Genomic DNA, 21,387 nt, shown 5'->3' with positions numbered 1-21,387 from the left:
AAAAGGAGGTTTTTCTCATGAGTATTTCCTTAGATCCTGAAAAAACACTGAAACTTGTCCGTTATGATTATCTGAACAGAACCGTGGTTCCCGGTCAGATCCTTTTTGCCGGATCCAGCCTGATGGAGCAGTTTCCCGTCCACGAATTTCAGCTGGGCGCCGGTCTTTCTTCTCTGATCTATAATCGCGGCATCGGCGGTTTCACCACAGCAGAAATGTTGGAACATATGGAAACCTGCGTCTATGCACTCCGACCCGCCCGGATTTTCCTTAATATCGGCACCAATGACATGAATCCCGACGATTATCGGAAGGAAGAACTGATGGAGCGCTATGAAAAAATGGTGAAAGAAATCCTCGCTCATCTTCCCGGCGTTCAGCTCACCCTTCTGGCATACTATCCCGTCAATCATGAAGCTGCCTGCGATGACAGCTGGTTCTTTTACCGGACCAACGAACGGATCCGCGAAGCCAACGAAGCGGTAAAAACTCTGTCTCAAAAATATAACCTGGCTTTTCTTGACCTCAATGCTCCTCTCATGGATGAAAAAGGCAGGCTGAAAGCAGAATTTACCATTGATGGTGTCCATATGTATCCCAATGGCTACTGGGAGGTATGGAAACAGCTGGCTGGTCTTTTACAGTAAAAGTCAAAATTATGTAACTTTTCATCAAAATATCGGTAGAATTTTCCAAAAGAAAGCATTATACTGTAGAAAAAGGAGGTTTATACATTATGATTTCAAGATTTTCCTACGGCCATGTCATCGAGACGGAGGCCATTCTTCAGAAACCTGCCGCAGATAACGGGGTACTCCCTCTCCTGTCGGTGGATGAAGCTTCTCTTTCCTTCACTTATTCCATGGCTGATGACGACAAGGTCTACGGTCTGGGTGAAAATGTCCGCGGGATCAACAAACGCGGCTGGATCTACCAGAGTAAATGTTCAGATGAGCCGGAGCATGTGGAAGACCGCCGCTCCCTTTACGGCGCCCACAATTTCTTTGTGGTGAGCGGAAAAGAAACCTTTGGTATTTTTGTCGATTACCCGGGAATCCTCACCTTTGACATCGGATATACCCGTTACAGCGAACTGAAGATCACCGCTTCTGACTGGAATCTGGATGTCTATGTCATCACCGGGAGCGACGTCAAGGATATCATCCACCAGTTCCGCCAGCTCATCGGCAGAAGCTTTGTGGTTCCCAAATGGGCCTTCGGCTACGGTCAGAGCCGCTGGAGCTATATGTCTGAAGATGAAATCCGGGAAGTCGTAAGAAAGCACCGGGAGCTTCAGATCCCTCTGGACAGTGTTTATCTGGATATCGACTACATGGATCGCTACAAGGATTTCACCCTGAACAACGAAACCTTCCCTGATTTTGCTGATTTCAATCAGGAAATGAAAGAGGACCACATTCATCTGGTTCCCATCATCGATGCCGGTGTCAAACAGGAAGAAGGCTATCCCGTTTACGAAGAAGGACTGAAAAAGGGTTATTTCTGTACAAAAGAGGACGGCACACCCTTTGTAGCTGCCGTATGGCCGGGCAAAGCACTTTTCCCGGATATGCTGAACAAGGAAGCCCGTGACTGGTTCGGCGAACAGTACAAGTTCCTGCTGGATCAGGGCGTGGAAGGCTTCTGGAACGATATGAACGAGCCTGCCATTTTTTACACGGAAGATCGTCTGAAAGAAGTTCTGGACAAAATAGATGACTATAAAGACCGAAACCTGGATCTGAATGAATTCGGGGAAATGACTGCTCTGGTGGGAAGTCTCAGCAACAACACCGAGGATTATACCCGTTTCTATCACAACATCCAGGGAGAAAAGGTATCACACGACCGGGTACACAACCTGTTCGGCTACAATATGACCCGGGCCGCCGGAGAAGCCTTCGAGCGTTTAGAGCCGGATAAAAGGATCCTGATGTTCTCCCGTTCTTCCTATATCGGCATGCACCGTTACGGCGGTATCTGGATGGGTGACAACAAATCCTGGTGGTCTCATATCCTTCTGAACCTTCATATGCTTCCATCCCTGAACATGTGCGGTTTCCTGTATACCGGTGCTGATCTTGGCGGCTTCGGCGCAGATACCACAGAGGATCTCATGCTCCGCTGGCTGGCTCTCGGCATTTTCACACCGCTTATGAGAAACCATTCCACTCTCGGCACCCGCCGTCAGGAGGCTTATCAGTTTGAAAACATGGATGGTTTCCGTCACATCATCGGGCTCCGTTACCGGCTGCTGCCCTACCTTTACAGTGAGTATATGAAAGCGGTCTTAAACGATGAAATGATGTTCCGTCCTCTCGCTTTTGATTATCCGGACGACAGACACGCCAAAGCGGTGGAAGACCAGCTTCTCCTTGGTGACAGCATGATGATCGCCCCTGTTTACGAGCAGAATGCTGACGGCCGTTATGTTTATCTGCCGGAATCCATGAAACAGGTGCGTTTCTCTGCAGACGGCACAGTAGAAGAGACCATTCTTCCGGCAGGCCACCATTTTGTGGAGATTCCGCTTACCGATGTAGTCCTCTTCATCCGTCCGAACCATCTGATCCCCCTTTCCAAAGGCGGTCAGTGTGTTGATGAGGTTGATTTTGAAGCGCTTACTTTCCTTTCTTATGTTACAGAGGGAAACGAAGCGGTTTACACCTATTATCACGATGACGGTTACGAAAAAGATTACGAGAATCCGGCTCATCTGAGTGAGATCCGTATCTTACCGGATGGAACCGTCCAGAGATAAAAAGAAGAAACGGGTGACTGCCAAAAACAGTCGCCCGCTTCTTTTTTTCACACTTTTATATCAACGTATAATACCACAGGTTCACGATCTGCCCTTTCAGCTGTTCAAAGCTCCAGGTCTCACTGCTTCGGATCAGGCTGTTCGGATCGTTTACGGTAAAGAAGCCTCCTTCATATCCTGTCAGCACGATAAAATGACCGCTGGAAGTAAAATCTCCGGGGCCCACACTGGCAATGATGGGATGCCCCGCTGCCAGCTGATTCGCCATGGCGGCTTCATCAAGCCCCAGCTCTGTTCCGCTGATCCCAAATGCTTCCGCCCCATACGTCATCAGATCCCAGGAAGTATCCTGACTTTCCGTCAGGAAACCATTCGCGGCACTGTAAGCAGCTGCCACGGCAGGCGTAATGTCATTTCTTCCTGTCAGTCCGCAGGCTGCCATAGCAATACAGGTCGGGCCGCAGCCGCTCACCGCCACGATCGTACTGCTCCCGTAAGGCGCATACCCCCAGCGCCTGTCCCACTGAATCAAAAGCGGGATCACACCGGTCGTCACATCTCCTACCGTATCTGCCGGTTTTGAACCTTTCATTTCCGGATAATCCACTGCAAACCCTAACGTTTCCTCATTCTGACAGACCATGCGGAGCACCTTGTCCGGATATTCCTCTTCCCGGTCCAGGATCTGCCGGTATCGTTCATCCGAATCCGCCAGACTCTGCAGCATATCCAGATAACCGGCTCTGGCCTCCGGATCAGAAAGCATCAGCTGCCCTGCATCGCTTCCGGTCTCATCCGGATAAGCTTCCTGCCACATCTCCTCTGTCTGCCGGTCCTGATACCAGCGGATTGCTCCAAGCCCCAACACCATGACCAGAAAACCACTCAGGATTCCTCTTTTCAGCCGTCTTTTTGTCCGTTCCACCTGTCGTACACGTTCCAGCTGCTTCCTTTTTCTGCGTTCGTTTGTCAGTCTCTCTTTATCTGCTGTCAGATCACTCGTCATACCATTATCCTCTTTTCCGGATTTTCCAAAAAAATCCTTCTCTGACACCATTATAGAAATCCCACCTGCCAAAGTCCTCGCTGAAATGTAATCCTTTTGTAAACATAAAATGATGATGCCAGGGTCAAAAGTTCAAAAAGCCGTTCATGCTTGCATGATAAGGCTTTTGAACTTGGGACCCGCCAAACATGAGAAAGCAGCGATTTACGCAGTAAATCAGCGGATTTCGAATGTTTATAGAATTGCGAGAGTTGCTTTGCAGCGGAGCAATTCGTAGGCATCAGTTGGGGGCAAAAGACCTTTTGACCCCAACATCATGATGATGCCAGGGTCAAAAGGTCTTTTGCCCCCCGGAAATCCTGTCTTCCTTATCAGAGAAGTGCCTGATAAATATCTCTTTTTCCCACACCTCTGTCCTTTGCCACCTGTTTCATGGCTGTTTTTTTATCCATTCCCTGAGACAGATAATGCTCCATATGCTCCGGGATCGTCAGGCTCTCCCAGGATTCCTGCTGCTCTTTCCGAATGGTCTCAAAGCTTTTTCCTTCGATGACCAGCACACATTCCCCTTTGGGATCCTGCTCCCGGTAAAAAGCCAGTGCCTGAGAAAAAGTCGTGGCAAAAGCAGTTTCATGCTTCTTCGTCAGCTCCCGGCAGATCGTCAGCCGCCTGTCTCCCAGTACCTCCTGCAGCTCCGTCAGGGTCCGCACCAGACGGTGAGGTGCCTCGTAAATGATCATGGTCCGGCTTTCTTCCTTCAGCTCCGCCAGCACCTGCTGCCGGTCTTTTTTCTCTGCAGGCAGAAAAGCCTCAAAGCAGAAACGTCTGGTAGGCAGTCCCGACAGCGTCAGCGCCGTAACACAGGCACAGGCTCCCGGCAGAGAAGTCACAGGCACCCCCTCTTCCTGGCAGATCCGGACCAGATCCTCTCCCGGATCTGAGATTCCCGGTGTTCCCGCATCCGTGATCAGGGCAATATTCTGCCCTTCCTTCAGTTTTTCCACCAGAACATGCGCTTTTTCAATTCGATTGTATTCGTGATAACTGGTCATAGGCGTATGGATATCGAAATGGTTCAGTAATTTGATACTGTTTCGCGTATCCTCCGCTGCGATCAGATCCACCTCTTTCAACGTCCGCACCACCCGAAAAGTCATATCCTCCAGATTGCCGATCGGCGTGGCACAAAGATATAGGGTCCCTGTCATTGCTTTCCTCCTGTATGTGAAAACTGCCGCTCGATCTCTCAAGTGACAGTTTCCTTTTAGTATCCGTAAATATCATAAATTTCCTGATTATAAACACCCGGTCTGTCATAGACGATCAGCGGTTTTTCCACCGTCATCCTGGGATTGCCTCCGCGCACGGCTTCGATGAGCACCATGTTCGGTTCCCGGTCCACATAAGGATAGACCAGCTGCATCCGCTTGGGTTCCAGATGGTGGAGCGACAGCTGCACCAGGATCTCAGCCAGTCGGAAGGGACGATGGACCATGAAAAATTTCCCGCCCGGTTTCAGAAGCTTCTCCGCTGTACCGATGACATCCTCCAGCGTACAGAGGATCTCATGGCGGGCAATGGCTTTCGGAAGCTCCGGATTGGTCAAACCGTGATTTCCTGTCATGTAGGGCGGATTGGAGGTGATGACGTCAAAAGAGGCCAGGTCAAACAGCTGCCCTGCCTCCTTGATATCTCCTTCTACAATAGAGACCCGATCCTCCAGCTGATTATAAAGAACACTTCTTCTTGCCATGTCTGCACTCTCTTCCTGGATCTCCAGACCGGTGAGATGACCGGCTTTTGTTTTTCCCGCCAGCAGGATCGGGATAATACCGGTACCGGTTCCCAGATCCAGTACTTTTTCTCCCGCTTTCACCCTGGCGAAACCGGAAAGCAGCACCGCATCCATGCCAAAACAGAATTTTCCGGGATTCTGAATGATCTTAAAGCCGTTCCGCTGAAGATCATCCAGCCGTTCCTCCGGTTTCAGTTCAATTGTCATCTAACTTTGATTTCCCTTCGTCTTTTTCCAGAGCCTTCAGCTCCTTCAGCTCTTTTTCGTTCAGGTTCAGTTTTTCTTTTTTCCGGCGAGGCTTGAACTTCAGCTGCTCCACCTTGTACTCGCGGATCTCTTTCTCATCCTGCACATCTACAATGACCTTCACCAGCTGACGCAGGACGTTGACGCTCTGCACTTCCCCCTTCAGTCCGTCATCTGCAACGACTCTGTCACCGATACCCGGCAGACGGCTGTTCAGATACTCATACGTGTCTTCCTCATTTTTCAGGCAGCACATGAGACGGCCGCAGACACCGGAGATCTTGGTCGGATTCAGAGAAAGATTCTGTTCCTTTGCCATTTTAATGGAAACCGGTGCAAACTCGGAAAGAAAGGTGTGACAGCAAAGCTCTCTTCCGCAGATCCCCACACCGCCTACGATCTTGGTCTCATCGCGGACACCGATCTGACGAAGCTCGATCCTGGTCTTGAATACAGAGGCCAGATCCTTTACCAGTTCACGGAAATCGATCCGTCCGTCTGCGGTAAAATAGAAGAGTACTTTATTGTTATCAAACGTGTACTCTGTATCGATGAGCTTCATCTCCAGCTTATGCTTGTGGATCTTTTCCAGACAGATACGAAAAGCTTCTTTTTCCTTCTCCTTATTTCTCTGGGCTCTGGCATGGTCATCCGCATTGGCGATCCGGATCACCGGCTTCAACGGCTGTACCACCTGATCGTCCGTCACATCTCTTGGATCTGCCACTACGCTTCCGTATTCAATGCCGCGGGCTGTCTCCACGATCACATGGTCGCCCTTTTTGACCGGGAGCTTTTTCGGATCGAAATAATAGATTTTTCCGGCGTTTCGAAACCGGACTCCGATAATTTTAATCATTCTGTGATGTTCTCCTTTATAGTCAGGAACAGCAATTCCATCGTGAGATCAAAATTCACGTTGGCATTTAATCTGTCCTTTGCTTTTCTTAAAGCCTCCAGGATCTCCTCCACACCTTCATAGCTGCAGTTGCTGGTCTGTTCCTGGATGGAAACCAGCTGATCCCGGAAGATGATGCCATCCGCATCCCGGGTCGCCTTGAAATACAGCACATCCCGGTACCAGACCGCCATGATATCCAGATAATCCTGAATATCCACTTTATATTCGGAAATTCCCTTTACCGCCGCACTGATCTCACTGATATCCATCCGCGGGGCATTCTTTAGAATATGAAGAGCGGCATTCTTGATCTCATTAAAATACTCGGAAGTAGCCAGTTTTACGGCTTTTCCGATATTTCCCTGGGCAAAGGCCACAGCGATATCCGCCTGATAATCCGGCACTTCCACATGCTCCATCAGATATCTGCGAACCTCCTGATCCGGTACCGGCTTCATATTCAGCACTACACACCTGGAAAGGATCGTCGGCAGGAAAGAAGACGCATTGGTCGTCAGAAAAAGGATCACTGCATAAGCAGGCGGCTCCTCTATGGTTTTTAAAAGCGCGTTCTGCGCCTGTACATTCATCTTTTCCGCATCCGGAACGATATAGATCTTATATTTGCTCTGATAAGGTTTGATCTGTACATCGCCTACCAGCTGTTCTCTGATATCATCTACACTGATGGTATTCGGTTTTTCATGGGTGATCCGGATGATGTCCGGATGATTTCCGCTTTCTGCCTGACGACAGGAACGGCATTTTCCACAAGGCTTTTCGCCCTCGCTCTCGCACTGCAGAAGCTCTGCGAAAGTGTTCGCTAAAAGCTTTTTCCCTGAGCCCTTTTCTCCGCTGAATATATAAGCATGAGAAATCTTATTCATTTTCTCCGCATTTTTCAAATGCTCTATGATCTGTTTATGTCCGACAATGTCCTGGAATCCTGACATATGCGACACCCCCTTTTTCTCTCCTGTAAAACGTTATAGTTTATGATGTTGGGGTCAAAAGGTCTTTTGCCCCCAACTGATGCCTGCGAATTGTTCCGCTGCGAAGCAGCTCTCACAATTCTACAAACATTCGAAATCCGCTGATTTACTGCGTAAATCGCTACTTTCTCATGTTTGGCGGGTCCCAAGTTCAAAAGCCTTATCATGCAAGCATGAACGGCTTTTTGACCTTTTGACCCTGGTATCATTTTATTATACCATAAGGAGTCCGAAATACCTATGAAAAATTCATGAAGCCTTTCTTTTCTTTTATAAAACTCCGGATCTCTGCCAGACATTCCTCAAGTGACCCGGCATTGGAAAATCTCCGGCAGATCCCTGCTTTTTTCAGATTTTCCTCGGAAAAATCCTCGCTGTCCGCCAGAAAACGGCGGCACATTTCTTCATATGCCGGTTTTTCCTGCTGTTTTTCCCGGTCAATAGCCCGGATCAGACGGACATCATCCGGGACCTCCACATAAATGGGAAGTACCCGTTCTTCCCCGTAATAAGCCTTCATTTTCTCATAGGAAACCAGGGTTCCGATCGCCAGATAGTCCCTGTGTTCCAGATTCATATGTGCATCGTCCACGGTAAAATATTTCCAGACACCCATCACGGTATTGTAGCACCGGAGCTCGATGACCTTTTCTTCTTTCTGGAATCGGTACAGCACTTCATCATCCACAAAATGATAATCCACACCATCCCGCTCTCCTGCACGGATGGGCCGGGTGGTGTAAAGAACGATCTGATGAAGATCCAGCTCTTCCTCCTTCATCAGTTCCCGGAAGATCGTATCTTTTCCGGAGGAACTTTTTCCCATTACATAAAAAATCTTTCCCATTGATCTTTGCCCGGCATTTCTGCCGCCTGTCCTTTTCTTTTTTCCTGCTGCAGCCAGCTCTCTATCCGGTGTGAACCATAGCCGGAAAGCTCCTTTTATCCTTCTTCGGCTTCCCGCAGCACATCGATATACTCCGCCGTATAATCCCGGAGTCCCTGAATGGAAAGTCCTTCCTCCTGAAAAAAAGCCACTCTCTCCAGCACGTCCCGGCTGATCCGTTCTCCCGGCATCAGAAGCGGGATTCCCGGCGGATAGAGATAGAGAAATTCACCGGAGATCCGCCCCTCACTTTCCTGCAAAAGAACAGTCTCCTTTTCTCCATCATAGGCCTCCCGAAGCGAGATCACGATCTCATTGTGTACGGCTCCGTCGTACCCGGTGCCTGTTTCCTGCTTCTCTTTTTCCCCGGCAAGCTCTCCGTCGATCCGCAGCAGCGCCTTTTTCAGCCGTTCAAAGCCTTCCTCCGTATCCATAACGGAAGTCAGAGCCAGCCCATAGCTCCCTGCTTCCATTTCAAGCTCCAGATGGTCTTTTTCCCGGAGCTTCCTGCCGATCCAGTCTCCGCCATGAGCAGCGGGCACCAGCAGGATTTTGGAGCGGTCGAAATCAAATATACCATAACTCCCCCTGATTTCATAGCCCGGAATCCGGATTTGCTCAAGTCTGCCGGCAAACGCATGGAAATCCTCAAGTCTGGCTGCAAAAGCTTCAAACCGCTCTTTTCCCTCATTTTTCAGAAACTCCACGCAGCGGTCCATGGCTGCCATGAAAATATACGACGGACTGCTGCTCTGGTAGATCCCCAGAAACCGCCGGATCCGTTCCTCGTCCACCTGTGCATCCCGGCCTACATGAAGCACCGCTGTCTGTGTCAGGGAGGGCAGTGTTTTATGAAAACTCTGGATCACCACATCCGCTCCCAGCTTCAGGGCACTTTCCGGGAAATAGGGATGAAAACCCAGGTGTGCTCCATGTGCCTCGTCTACGATCAGTGGGACTCTGTGTACATGACAGATACGTGCAATGCTTCTGATATCCGACACTGCTCCATCGTAAGTAGGTGATGTCAAAAGTACCGCCTGGGTTTTCGGATATTCCGCGAGAAGTTTTTCCACATCCTCCGGCAAAATCCCGCCGTTTATCCCCCATTTCGGCTCCCACTGTGGATAGAGACTGTGGATAACCAGGTCTCCCAGATAGCAGGCGTGGTACGAAGCCTTATGGCAGTTTCTCGCAAGAACAATCTCTCCGCCCGACCGTACCAGAGCCGACACTGCGCTTAAAATCCCGCAGGTACTTCCGTTTACCAGAAAATACGTGCTTCTGGAACCATAGAGTGCTGCCGCCCGTTCCTGGGCCTCCTTCAGAATCCCTTCCGGATGATGCAGGTTATCGAAACCATCGATTTCCGTAATATCGATCTGAAACGGATTCACGAAATCTGTGATCTGCCGTTTGTGCCCCGGCATATGAAACGGATAGGCATCGCTGTTTCCGTAAGCAAGAAGTTTGTCGTATATCGTTGTCATAACTGATCCTTTCCACCTTTATTCACACATCGTAACTGTTCCATACCTTCACGCGATGGAAGCAGGGGACTTCCCTGATCCGATCAGAAGCAGCGGAATCACCATCTCATCCTCCAGAAGCCCTGCATGGACACCGATGAAGAAATCCGCTTCTTTTTTATGGCTGTAAATACTCAGATCACTCACAGCCGCTGCAAGATAATCCCCTAGCATCCCATCAAAAGCCACTCCTTCCTTTCCCGGTCCGAAAAGCTGTTTCTCCCGGACTTCTTCTTTGGTAAGAAGCAGAAACGTATCGCCGAAATTTTTCCGGAATTCTTCTTCAAACTGCTGCTTTTTCTCCTCTTTCACAAAGAAATTCACCGCTCTCGGCTCCAGGCTCAGTCCGCGTTTCAGACAGTCCGTTATTTTCGGATAATCCTCTATCGCCACACCGCGGGAATCCATATGCCCATGATCAGCCGTCACGATCACCAGTGTATTGGAAAGCTTCTCCGTCAGCTCCTGTACCTGTTTTTCCAGCTGCCTTAAGGTCTCCTTCGCCTCCGGGCTGTAGCAGCCCTTCTCATGCATGCAGCCGTCCGGTTCCGGCCAGTAAGCGTAAATGTATTTCTTTCCGGGTCGTTTTGTCAGTCTTTCGATTCCATCCGAGATTTCTTCAAACGTTCCTGGATACGGTTCCTCAAAAGGGATCAGGCTGTAAGCCTGCCCGCTATTTTCCCTGATCTGCTCCACAAGGCTCTGATAGGGGCAGAGGGTTTTCGCCACAGGATAATCTGCCGCCGGCTTTGTTGTCCCGGCTTCCCGGTTCAGAAAAACTGTCACCGTCTTGTCGATCTTCGGATAATAGCAATCCCAGCCAAGCCAGCAGTGCTCCACCGGATAAAGGCCGCTGCAGATGGAAGTGGTGGCTGCCACCGTTGTCGGCGGAAATACCGCAGAATACGTTCCTGCCAGATGAGAAGCAAAAAATCCATCCGGCTCCAGATTTCCGTCTATGATACATTTTCCCATGCCATCCAGCAGGAGCAAAACCACATTTTCATACTCCCGCTCCGCCAATTCCCTGTCGAGAAGCGCCAGTGTCTCATGATGCACCTGTGCCCCGAAATATTTCAGAATAGAATTGGCCAGGCTCACCGTGCTGTTCATGTAATCCGGGTATTTTATCTTTTTCATATTTTTCTCCTATTTTTTCAAAAACTTTTCAATCAGACAGCTATGTTCTTTGGTTTTCACATCATAATTGATACCCACCAGCAGAAGATTTCCCTGATATTCTTCCAGACTCCGACAATATTCCCTTTCCTTGATCTGTTCCAAAGCGCCCCTCGCCGTCTTATCCCATTTTAATTCCACAAGAAGCGCCGGTTTATCCGGAAAATTTTTCCTGGGCACAAAGACAAGATCTGCAAAACCTTTCCCCCCTGGCAGTTCCCGATAAATATGGTAAAAATTTCTTGCCGCATACAAAGCCAGAGAAATCGTATAACTCAATGCATTTTCATCATTATACTGAATATGAGACGTTTCAAAGTGTGCCTGACGCATAGCTTCCGCCACCAGATCCTCCCGTCCTTTCCAGATTGCCTGCAAGGTATCTGCGGAATGCTTCAGCGCCTCTGAGACCGGTCCCCAGTCCGAAACAGAAATCGTATTTACATACTCTGCACGGACTTCTCCATTGGGAATTTTAACCGTCTTATCCTCACTGTCGTAAGAAAGATATCCCAAATGAATCAACAGTGTAAACACATCATCTTCCGTCCGGAAAGTCGTCATGTCGTTTGTAAAGCTTCCGATATTTACCGGGATCTTTTCTCCCGCCAGAAGACTCAGCACATCGTCTTTCAGCCCGTCAAAATTCATATCAATATAAATCTGAAGGGCTTCAAAGGTTTCTGTCTGATTCCAGTAATTTCCAATCTTTCCAAGGCGCATACAGCTTACTACTGACCGGGGGCTGTAAACAGACAGCCCTTTTCCAAAAGAATATCCATCATACCAGTTTTTCACTTCTTCTGCATCCATCTCATATTCCTGGCAGAGCTTCTGAACCTCTTCTTCCGTAAAGCCCACATAGGAAGCCAGAGGTCCCGGATCAATCATGGAAAACTCATCAAACATGTTCAGGGCTGAATGTGTCCCATATTTCTTGATAGGAAGAATCCCTGTCATATAAGTCAGATAAATGCAGGCCTTATCCTTCAGAAGATCCCTCAGAAAATCCAGATAAATTTCCTGTGCTTCCCGGTCGTCCTTATATTCCCGGAAAATACAGTCCCACTCATCGATGATAATGACAAAAGGACATTTATGGCTGGCATAGACATCCTGCATGGATTCGATCAGATCCGTGTCATCAAAATAATCCACGTCCGGATACTCCGCTTTCAACTCCCTGAGAACCAGCTTTTTCACCCGTTCGATCAGCTCGCCCACATGGCTGCTCCTGCTCAGAAATTCCTGCATATTCAGAAAAATCGTATTATATCGGTTCAAATGTTCTCTGAAACTGCTCTCCTTTGCAATTTTATAGGGCTGAAACAGTTCTTCAGAATCGCAGCCTCTGCTGTAATAGGCAGCCAGCATATTTGCCGCCATAGATTTTCCAAAACGTCTCGGCCGGCTCACACAGACATATTCCTGCAACGTATTTACCACAGAATTGGTATACCGGATCAACTCTGTCTTATCCACATAAATTTCCGACTGGATCATCCGCCGAAACTTTTCATTCCCCGGATTCAGATAATTTCCCATCACAGCCCCTCCTTTTGTCTCCATCATTTCTTATGAGTATAACCCGATTTTCCACCCTGCGCAACCAGTTAGATTTCCAGTCAAAAATGTTCGTTCATGCAAGCATACTCACACTTTTTGCTGAAAATCTGCCGGGCTCTGAATAGTTACATTTTTCCCTATTTTTTAGTTGTTACTTTATAAAATTCATTATAAACTAAAAACAGTAGTTTCTTCTGCAGACTATGAACTGATGTTTTAGCAAAAAGAAGGAAGGGATCTGAAAAAAAGAGAAAATATTTTTAAATTTCACACAAAAAAGAAAGGGGAAATCAGTTATGAAAAATGCAAAGAAATTCACACTTTGTAAGCATCTTCCGGCATTTTTGCTGGTATGCTTCTTCGCCCTCTCCGCGCTGATCTTCGGAGAAGGGTTTGCGATTCGTTCTGCTGCAGCGGACGGTTATGTTTATGACCTTAAAGGTCGGACCTTCAGTACCATTAATGCTTATGATTTTCCGTCAAATACGGTCACTATTAAAGACTCAATTGGAACCGGTTCCATCGGTGAACTGCAGATTCACGGAGGTTCTACTATCACTCTGGAATCCGGAACCATCGACAGTATCTGGTTGGGATATGATTCCGAGGATGGTGGAACTCTGATTATTAACGGCGGCACAGTTCACTTTATCGGCGAAAACAGTAATTCTTTTAAAGCTGGTAAAGGCAATGTTATTATGAATGGCGGTACCATTGATGCCACTGATAAAATTCTTTACAATGAGGGCGGTGCTGTTCACGTATCCAATTTTACCATGAATGGCGGTACCATCAAAACTTCAAAGGGCCATGGAATTTCCATTGGCTACGGTTCCAATACTACCGTAAATGGCGGCACCATTGATGCAGCTGTTGCCATTGGTTCTGTTTATGTTTATAACAGTTACATGACGGACGGATATACGGATGATATATCCAGTGGCTTTGAGGCTCAACATGGAAACCGCCAGACGTTTCTTACGATCAATGGCGGTACTTTCAACGGCAATACCACCGATTCAAAATTTGGAAAAGTAGAAGCTGGTGCAGCCCTGGATGTAGCCGGACTCTCTGAAATCACGATCCGCGGCGGATCCTTTAACGGTTCTGTGTTAATCTACCATAATGACAAACTTTCCATCGATAAGGCCTCCTTCAGCAATCCTGTGTGGTTCGGCAAGGGAGATACCACAGAAAATAACAAATCGATCACCATTTCCAGTGGTAATTTTAAAAACGGTCTTGACCTTTCCGGAACAGGTGACAGCACCGTTCTGATAAAAAACGGTACTTTTTCTTCTACGGATAATAAGGCTCTGAGTATTGCAAGCTATAAAACCGGACGTAATACTGTAACTATAGAAAACGGCACCTTCAAATCAACCGGAAGCACTTCTGTTTCCATGGATGAAAACTCCACCCTCGCCATTAAGGGAGGTACTTTTACCGGTGCTCTTTATTGTGTCGCTTCTTCCACGGCTTCTGTATCTCCTCTGAAGATTTCTGGTGGTACTTTCTATCCTGCAGATTCCACCGAAAAAGCGAAGATCCATTTGCGCACAGACAGCTCCAGCCTGGATATCCTTTCCACCCTGGCTTCCGGTTACTGTTTTAAACTGAGCGGAGATTACACGGATTATTTTGCCCTTGATCAGGTTCAGAGTTCCAAGATCCAGGTCCAGTCTGGACAACAGCTGTTCCACATTGGATTTGCTGATCCGTCCGATATGCCGGGCGCCAACATTTATACGGGAACATTGACGCTCTCAGATGGAGATACCTTTTACCCTCTCCAAATTCCGATACGCACAGGCTACACCTTCAAAGGCTGGCGTCTGGAGGGCAGTGACTCTCTACTGACTTCAAGCGATATTTTCCATTGGAAGACCACCATTTCTACCAGCAGTTATCATGTTCGTTCTACTTTCGCCGGTAATAAATTCAGTGGCTTCTGGGCAATCGCTCAATGGGAAAAGACTTCCACTACACCAACACTCACCCCGACTCCGTCCACCGGCACCACCTACAAGGTTTCCTTCCATGCCAACGGCGGAAAGAAAGTTGCTTCCACCAAGAAGCTGAAAACCGGGCAGGTTTACGGGGCTCTTCCCAAGACCTCACGAAAAGGCTACACCTTCCTTGGCTGGTATACCGCCAAGACAAAAGGCACCAAAGTAACCGCAAAGACCAAATTTACCAGAAAGTCCAACCTCACTCTGTACGCTCACTGGAAATACACTACCTACAAGATCACGTACAAGACACAGAAGGGCAAATTATCCGGTAAGTATAAGAAAACCTACCAGATGATCACCAAGACCTTCAAGCTTCCCACACCGAAGCGTACCGGCTACACCTTCAGAGGCTGGAGCACCAGTGCTTCCAAGTTTAAAAAGGTAACTCAGATCAAGAAAGGCACCACTGGCAACAAGACCTTCTACGCATGGTGGAAAAAGAACACCTCAACTACAACTCCTTCCAAAGCGACTACTTACAAAGCACCTGGCCTGACCAGGAAATATGTAGTTGGCGTGGATATCCCCGCAGGAGAGTATTACATGAAACCCACCCATTCCTATTCTACAGAAATCGTAATCTACAAGAATGGCAAAACCAAGAGTTTCTACGATCAAGATACCTATGGTGACAGTGCGATTATTACCTTCAGCAGAGGAACTTCTGTCAGCTACAAAGGACTCACTGCCGTTCCCATCAGCCAGAGCAAAAAGCTTGCCTCCACCAAAAAAGAAGGCATGTTCAAAGTCGGTTTCCATATTCCGGCCGGAACTTATACGCTGAAATCCAGTGGGGTTTCTGATACAGGATTCTATTACATTTATAACAGTTCCAAACCCAATGCGGATTATGACATTGAGAGTTTCACAGGAACCACCACGATTACCTTAAAGAAAGGCCAGTATTTAAAACTTTCCTTTGCCACAATTGTCCAGTAACTCAGTACACCAGGGCGCTCCCGGTCAGAAATGGCCGGGCGGCGCCCTGATTTATTTTATAGTAACTGTCCACAATTACAAATTTTTACTTGCTGCCAGCTGCCAGATGTGCTATAGTGAATCTAAAGAAGGGAAAGCCAGAAACACACGGCCTACCCTTAATAGTTTAAAAAGCTGTTTTATTTATCAGCCGTTCACTATTGCAGTAGTGGGCGGCTATTTTTTTCTCCCAAAGTATCCCTCCTTTCTCTCGTCTGGAGGGTTATCCCTCCGAAGAGGGCAGGCCGCCTTCTGGTATTCTGACTTTCCGTAAAATCAGTATAACATGCACTTTTTGACTATGCAATCTATTGTTTTATTTTTGTCTATTCACCTTTATTTGCCCCGGCTCCCTTCTCTGTGTTATAATTTCTTCAGAATCCTATCTATCAGACCTGGAGGTTTACAAATATGAAAGAACAGCTTTACACCATCCCTCTCATGGACGCTTTCCGTGAAAAGGACGAGTGCCCCTTCTGCTTCATCCAACGCTCCCTGGAGCAGCACGCCATCGATTTCACCCTGGGATCCGGTGCTTCCTATATGGAGGACGATATCCGCTTCCAGACCGATAAAGCAGGCTTCTGCAAGGATCATTACCAGAAAATGTTTCTCTATGGCAACCGCCTGGGCAGCGCCCTGATCCTGGAAACGCACCTGAAAAAGCTCACAAAAGACCTTAAGGAACAAATGGATCATTACACCACCGGTGAGAAGCCTTCTCTTCTTGGTCGCCTGAAAAAATCCGCTCCCGATCCGGAAGCGAAAACAAATAACGTCAGCACCTGGATCCGGATGCAGAACAAGAGCTGCTATATCTGTGAGCAGATCGAGACCACCTACGAGCGTTATCTTGCCACCTTCTTTGAGCTCTTCAAACGGAATGAAGATGAATTCATGGAGCTTCTGAAAAATGGCAAGGGCTTCTGTCTGCCCCATTTCGGAGACCTGCTCTCCGGTGCAGAACGCTACTTGAACGAAAAAGACCAGGCCCGGCTTCGGGAGATCCTCTTCCCGCAGATGATCCAGAATCTTGAACGGATCACCGGTGATGTGGAATGGTTCCAGAAGAAATTCGACTACCAGTTCAAAGACGCCGACTGGAAAGATGCAAAAGACGCTGTCCAGCGTGCCATGCAGAAGGCCGGCAGCGGCTACCCCGCAGACCCGCCATACATCCAGAAATAACAGAAAAACGGCACCCACAGGATTTTTATTTCCTGCGGATGCCGTTCTCAACATTATCACTGAAACTGATTTTACTGTATCTGATAAATTTCCACTTTTGCTTTTCCTTCTGCCTGGACAGTAATCTCACCTTTTCTTACATCCAGCACTGTCTCATAAGCTTCACTCAAAAGACCGTCATTTACCGTTACTTCCAGAATCTCTCCATCTGAAAGCAGAGAAAGTTTCTCCGGTTTTCCAATTGTATTCATCTTCAGTTCCCGGTAAGTCTGACCTTCTTTGATTTCTTCTTTGTCTGTAAATTCTCTTGCTGCTCCGGCAACGCCTTCTGTTCTCTGTGCGATTCCCTCAATCTTCAAAACACCCTCATGATACAGGCATTTTGTTCCATAAAGATCCACAACCATGTCCTTGTCTTCTTCCAGTTTTACAACAATTTCCACTGCCGCAGGTTCTTTCTGTGTATAATCAACACACTTGTCTGACTTCGAATCCAAAACTGCTTCCAGTTTTTTTACTTTCTGTTCTTCCAGCTCCTGAACGAGTTTCTGTCTGAGCAGATAACCTTCTTCCGTTTTTACCAGAGTCAGCTCTCTGGGAATTCCCATCATTCCCCTGAAATTTTTACCCTGGTTGTTGGTACGCATCCAGGGAATCATGATCACCCGGTCTGTCCCGGCAAAGGTCTGTCCGGCATAAGGCAGCATACAATGGTAAGCTTCCTGTCTGACGCCATCCGTTACAAAATGGGAACCATCAAAATCACCCAGGAAATAGTAGCCGTCTGCGGACCAGAAGATCCATTTCTTTCCACCGCCTTCTACCGGAATCTCCCGGAAATCCGGGCATTCCCAGGCTCCTGGAATGGTAAGTTTCTGTGTCATGACCCAATTTTTCAGATCGCTGGAATTAAAGATCGCATAATCATTTTTATCTAGATACAGCACCATATAGTAAAGTTGCTTTTCCTCATGCCAGTAAACTTTGGGATCCCGGTTATCTGCTTCTATGTGTTCCAACACATTCTCTTCTACCTTCGTCAGTGTTTCTCCCTGATCCGTACTGTAAGCAATCCGCTGTACAAATTTTTTCCCTTTGCTCCATTCAGAAGCATTTCCTGCTACGGTATAAAAGAATACCGGTGTATCCTTTGGAAGTCCCAGAAGACCTCTCTCATTCAGGATCGCACAACCGGAAAACATCGTTCCGTTTTCATCCGGAAACATCACATCCTCTTTCTGCACCCAATGAAGGAGATCTGTACTCTCCGCATGCCCCCAGCTCATATTTCCCCAGTTTACATCAACCGGATTGTGCTGAAAATACAGGTGATATTTTCCTTCACTATAAATCAGCCCATTTGGATCATTGATCCAGCCTGTTTCCGGCACGAAATGGATATATCCGCTGTTTTCCCGCACAGCAGACTCCTTTTCCCGCACAGCAGACAGAAGACTTTCACAAACATCACCTTCGATCCGGATCTTTTGACCCTTCCATTTTTTCACTGGCAAAACTGCACAGAAATCTTCCGGATAAGTTTCCTCCGTATCTACACAGGAAATCTCAAATTCATAAATTTTTTCTGTTCCGCACCAGAAAGTCAGCAACCTTTTTTCTGCTTCCTTCTTTATCGGTACAAGAAGATAATCTTTTGATATCGTAAGTACTTTTTCCATTCTATTAACCTTTCATTCTTTTGAGGGTCTGCCATCTGTCAAGCCATGGATTCCAGATCCTGTCTTTTCCTTATTTCACCGCGGCCATCTGTCTTTCCTATCCATCAGTTTTCCATATGGCTGATGAGGTTCTTCCTGATACCAGTAAGCAACAGAAGCCACATCGTCTTCCCGTTCAAAAAGTCCGCCATAATACACACCGATCTGCTGAATCGTTACCCGGATATCTTTTTCGAACAGGATCGGATCCATAATGTGCCACCGATAAAAGCTTCTCTGAGGCAGCTGATCGTCATTATGAAAATCATGGTGCAGGAACGTATCATGATGTGAATAATACGGATAGCCTAAAAAAGGCGTACAGAACGTATTTTCCACGGTTTTTCCGTCCTTCTGAGTGGCAAAACTCCAGGCTCCGCCAAAATAGTCTTCTGTTCCGGTTCCGCAGATGGTTGGATACTCTTCATCCCCATCCAGATAGAACTTCACTTCCCCTTCTCCGTACCAGTAGCGTTCCAGCGCAGTCAGTGCCATATATGTCCCAACATACTGTCCCCTGCCTTTTACGTGATCCAGTATTACATAATCCTGACCTTTTTCTGTTATTCTCTGCCTTCTCCACTGAGCATGAAAATATCCGGTGTTTTCCGGAAGTTCATCCGTCAGACAATAATCAATCTGGTAAAAGAATGCCGGGATCGTCTCATCGCACTGATTTTCAATGGTGATTTTAGCTTTTTTTCGGAAAGGCATTGGAAAATAGGAATTAAAACCTCTCGTGGGATTAACAGCTACAGGAAGAGAATTCACGCAATACGACACACCAAAACCGCAACAGAAAAAATCTCCCAACGGACTTTCCACTGAAGGCTCTTCCTCTCCATCCCAGTACATCCGCAAAACCAGATCTCTTAAAACATATCTGTTGCGCTCACTCGTCCGGTCTGTCACTGTGATCCAGATATGATTGATGGTTCCCGGACCGTCCATTTCTGCCAGTGTTACCGTCTCTCCCGATTTGATTTCCGGAATACAAGGAGAACCTTTTCTGGCAGTTCCAAGATCACTTGCGGCTCGGCCTCCCATTCCCTTTTCTCCCTTACGGTTTTCCCAGTTAATACTTCTGCTTTGTCCTTTTTTCAATATTGATAAATGGTTTAAATCAAACATCGAAACTCCTTATTCTCAAAGAGGCTGTTGCATTTTGCGACAGCCTCTTATCTTTTTTATTCAGTTAAAACAGCAGCATCTTTTACTTCCATTGTTCCATCGGAGACAAAAAATCCCAGATGACGGTTTTTCCAGTTATACATCCGGAAACCAAAGGCCACATCATTATTTATATAAAGCACACCTATGGTATCCTGAATATATAAGGCAATTTCATATTCTTTTCCCGCTTCCAGCTTCAGTGCTCTCTCCATCTCCACTGCATAGGGGAACATCTGCCCACCCTGTTCGTACATCCGCAGTCCGGAGCGATACTGAATCCTGTTAAATTGCGGTTCAAACATCAGATAATAGCCAAAATCAAAGGCTTCATCTACCTGGAGGGCCAGTCCGAACCTTGTAGGTGTTCCCTCATAACGAAGTTTTGCTTTGATACAGCACTGCGCCGGAATCACGCTTCCAAGTGCGGCAGCAAATCCATCTTCAGAGCTGCAGAGAGTTCCGTCTGCCCGGTGTTCCCAATTGCCGCTCAGACCTCTGATCTCTGTTTTCTTACTGTGATGGAATGCATTCGCCACACTTTCCACGGGGCATACGCCCAGCGTTCCGTCCTCATGCTGCACCAGCTGATGAACGACAATAGAGCCTCCCCAGTTCCAGGTGCAGTAATCTTTTCCGAAATCTTTCTCGGGATCAAAGTTCCAACCGTTTTCACCTCTGCTAGGGTTCCAGCCGTATACATAACGGTGAGTTCCATCAGATCCCGTTTTTGCTGCATAAAAAGCTCTTCCGTCAAACGTATCCCGCTCCGGGCGTATCCATGGGCCCTTCGGAGACCTGCTCATCCGGTAATAGGTACAGAAACCATCTGTATAATTGGAAAACACCAGATAATACCAGTCGCCCATTTTGAAAAAGTCCGGGCACTCATTGGCTGCCGGATTGCTTCTGGATGCGTAAAGGGGCTTTCTGTACTCCCAGTGGGAGAGATCGTCCGATACGCACAGTGCCACACAGCCGTTCCGTTCTGTTGCCGCATTTTCCCTGGCTGCCAGGATCATCCACCATTTCTTTTCCTCCTCATTCCAGAATACATGAGGATCTCTCCAGTCAGACATCCGGTAAATTTCTCCGTCCGGTCCAAATTTATCTTCCGGGATGTCCTCCCAGTGTTCAAGATCTTTGCTTATCGCATGTCTTGCCCACTGGGCCGGCGGGTTCTGATCGAAGGTACAGTAGAACATATGGTAAACACCGTCCACTTCGATCACAGACCCGGTTCCACCCTGAATGTTTGTCGGGGTTTCTTTGTAAATCCGGTTGTCTTCCGTTATGATCTGATGCCAGCCATAGACGATCTTGTCTTTCGGTGCATCCGGATTCCAGTTTTTCAGATAATAGTTTTCGAATCTTTTCGTCTTCTGATTGTAAAACGGAATCACATCTCCGGTTTTCGCATATTCAGGTGTATAAAATAAGTTCATTCGGCCCTCCCT

Annotated in this window: 16 protein-coding genes; 4 read left to right on the top strand and 12 right to left on the bottom strand. The window is 47.5% G+C overall.

What is annotated here, in order from left to right; genetic code table 11:
* Window positions 1–17: 17 nt before the first annotated feature.
* The gene (locus DXA57_RS07220; protein WP_117766081.1) at window positions 18–647 is read left to right on the top strand and encodes a GDSL-type esterase/lipase family protein; all 630 of its coding nucleotides are present in this window, start codon (window positions 18–20) and stop codon (window positions 645–647) included.
* Window positions 648–736: 89 nt separating this feature from the next.
* Entirely contained in the window at window positions 737–2,761 is a 2,025-nt protein-coding gene (locus tag DXA57_RS07215; RefSeq protein ID WP_117766074.1) for a glycoside hydrolase family 31 protein, read from the top strand.
* 55 nt (window positions 2,762–2,816) lie between these two features.
* Here DXA57_RS07215 and DXA57_RS07210 read toward each other — a convergent pair whose 3' ends face one another.
* From DXA57_RS07210 to DXA57_RS07170, 9 genes are all read right to left on the bottom strand, one after another.
* Window positions 2,817–3,818 (bottom strand): C39 family peptidase, encoded by a 1,002-nt coding sequence (locus DXA57_RS07210; protein ID WP_243005735.1) that lies wholly within the window; start codon window positions 3,816–3,818, stop codon window positions 2,817–2,819.
* Between the two features lie 320 nt (window positions 3,819–4,138).
* Window positions 4,139–4,975, bottom strand: coding sequence for a 16S rRNA (cytidine(1402)-2'-O)-methyltransferase (gene rsmI / locus DXA57_RS07205; RefSeq protein WP_117766072.1), 837 nt, complete (start codon window positions 4,973–4,975; stop codon window positions 4,139–4,141).
* A 56-nt stretch (window positions 4,976–5,031) separates the two neighbouring features.
* A complete protein-coding gene (locus DXA57_RS07200) occupies window positions 5,032–5,769 on the bottom strand; it encodes a tRNA1(Val) (adenine(37)-N6)-methyltransferase (RefSeq protein ID WP_117766070.1) in 738 nt (245 codons plus the stop codon).
* Complete coding sequence (locus DXA57_RS07195; RefSeq protein ID WP_117766068.1) at window positions 5,759–6,667, bottom strand: PSP1 domain-containing protein; 909 nt, start codon at window positions 6,665–6,667, stop codon at window positions 5,759–5,761. Before DXA57_RS07195 ends, DXA57_RS07200 begins: the two co-directional genes overlap by 11 nt.
* Window positions 6,664–7,662 carry a DNA polymerase III subunit delta' gene (gene holB, locus DXA57_RS07190; protein ID WP_117766066.1) on the bottom strand — a complete coding sequence of 333 codons (999 nt, stop codon included), beginning with the start codon at window positions 7,660–7,662 and terminating at the stop codon, window positions 6,664–6,666. The genes DXA57_RS07195 and holB overlap by 4 nt, the downstream gene beginning before the upstream one ends.
* 277 nt (window positions 7,663–7,939) lie before the next feature.
* Complete coding sequence (locus DXA57_RS07185; RefSeq protein WP_117766064.1) at window positions 7,940–8,548, bottom strand: guanylate kinase; 609 nt, start codon at window positions 8,546–8,548, stop codon at window positions 7,940–7,942.
* A gap of 95 nt (window positions 8,549–8,643) precedes the next feature.
* Complete coding sequence (locus DXA57_RS07180; RefSeq protein ID WP_117766062.1) at window positions 8,644–10,077, bottom strand: aminotransferase class I/II-fold pyridoxal phosphate-dependent enzyme; 1,434 nt, start codon at window positions 10,075–10,077, stop codon at window positions 8,644–8,646.
* Window positions 10,078–10,125: 48 nt separating this feature from the next.
* A complete protein-coding gene (locus DXA57_RS07175; protein WP_117766060.1) occupies window positions 10,126–11,256 on the bottom strand; it encodes an alkaline phosphatase family protein in 1,131 nt (376 codons plus the stop codon).
* Window positions 11,257–11,265: 9 nt separating this feature from the next.
* On the bottom strand, window positions 11,266–12,840 hold the full coding sequence (locus tag DXA57_RS07170) for an AAA family ATPase (RefSeq protein ID WP_117766058.1): 1,575 nt from the start codon (window positions 12,838–12,840) through the stop codon (window positions 11,266–11,268).
* A gap of 317 nt (window positions 12,841–13,157) precedes the next feature.
* On the opposite strand from DXA57_RS07170, the gene DXA57_RS07165 reads away from it, so the two are divergent.
* Both DXA57_RS07165 and DXA57_RS07160 read left to right on the top strand, forming a co-directional pair.
* Complete coding sequence (locus DXA57_RS07165) at window positions 13,158–15,815, top strand: InlB B-repeat-containing protein (protein ID WP_117766056.1); 2,658 nt, start codon at window positions 13,158–13,160, stop codon at window positions 15,813–15,815.
* A gap of 450 nt (window positions 15,816–16,265) precedes the next feature.
* Window positions 16,266–17,042 (top strand): DUF6062 family protein, encoded by a 777-nt coding sequence (locus DXA57_RS07160; RefSeq protein ID WP_117766054.1) that lies wholly within the window; start codon window positions 16,266–16,268, stop codon window positions 17,040–17,042.
* Between the two features lie 71 nt (window positions 17,043–17,113).
* Here the strand turns inward: DXA57_RS07160 and DXA57_RS07155 are convergent, their stop codons facing one another.
* The 3 genes from DXA57_RS07155 to DXA57_RS07145 all read right to left on the bottom strand — a co-directional run bounded on the left by DXA57_RS07155 (window position 17,114) and on the right by DXA57_RS07145 (window position 21,375).
* Window positions 17,114–18,721: a glycoside hydrolase family 32 protein gene (locus DXA57_RS07155; RefSeq protein WP_117766052.1), complete on the bottom strand. Its 1,608-nt coding sequence runs from the start codon at window positions 18,719–18,721 to the stop codon at window positions 17,114–17,116.
* A gap of 75 nt (window positions 18,722–18,796) precedes the next feature.
* On the bottom strand, window positions 18,797–19,891 hold the full coding sequence (locus DXA57_RS07150) for a glycoside hydrolase family 172 protein (protein ID WP_117766050.1): 1,095 nt from the start codon (window positions 19,889–19,891) through the stop codon (window positions 18,797–18,799).
* 56 nt (window positions 19,892–19,947) lie between these two features.
* Window positions 19,948–21,375 (bottom strand): glycoside hydrolase family 32 protein, encoded by a 1,428-nt coding sequence (locus tag DXA57_RS07145; protein ID WP_117766048.1) that lies wholly within the window; start codon window positions 21,373–21,375, stop codon window positions 19,948–19,950.
* Between the last annotated feature and the right edge of the window lie 12 nt (window positions 21,376–21,387).

It is taken from the genome of Blautia sp. OF03-15BH, from assembly GCF_003463065.1.
Lineage (GTDB): Bacteria > Bacillota > Clostridia > Lachnospirales > Lachnospiraceae > Limivivens.
Note: the sequence above shows the minus strand (reverse complement) of the source record. Positions and strands in the feature narration are given on the sequence as shown.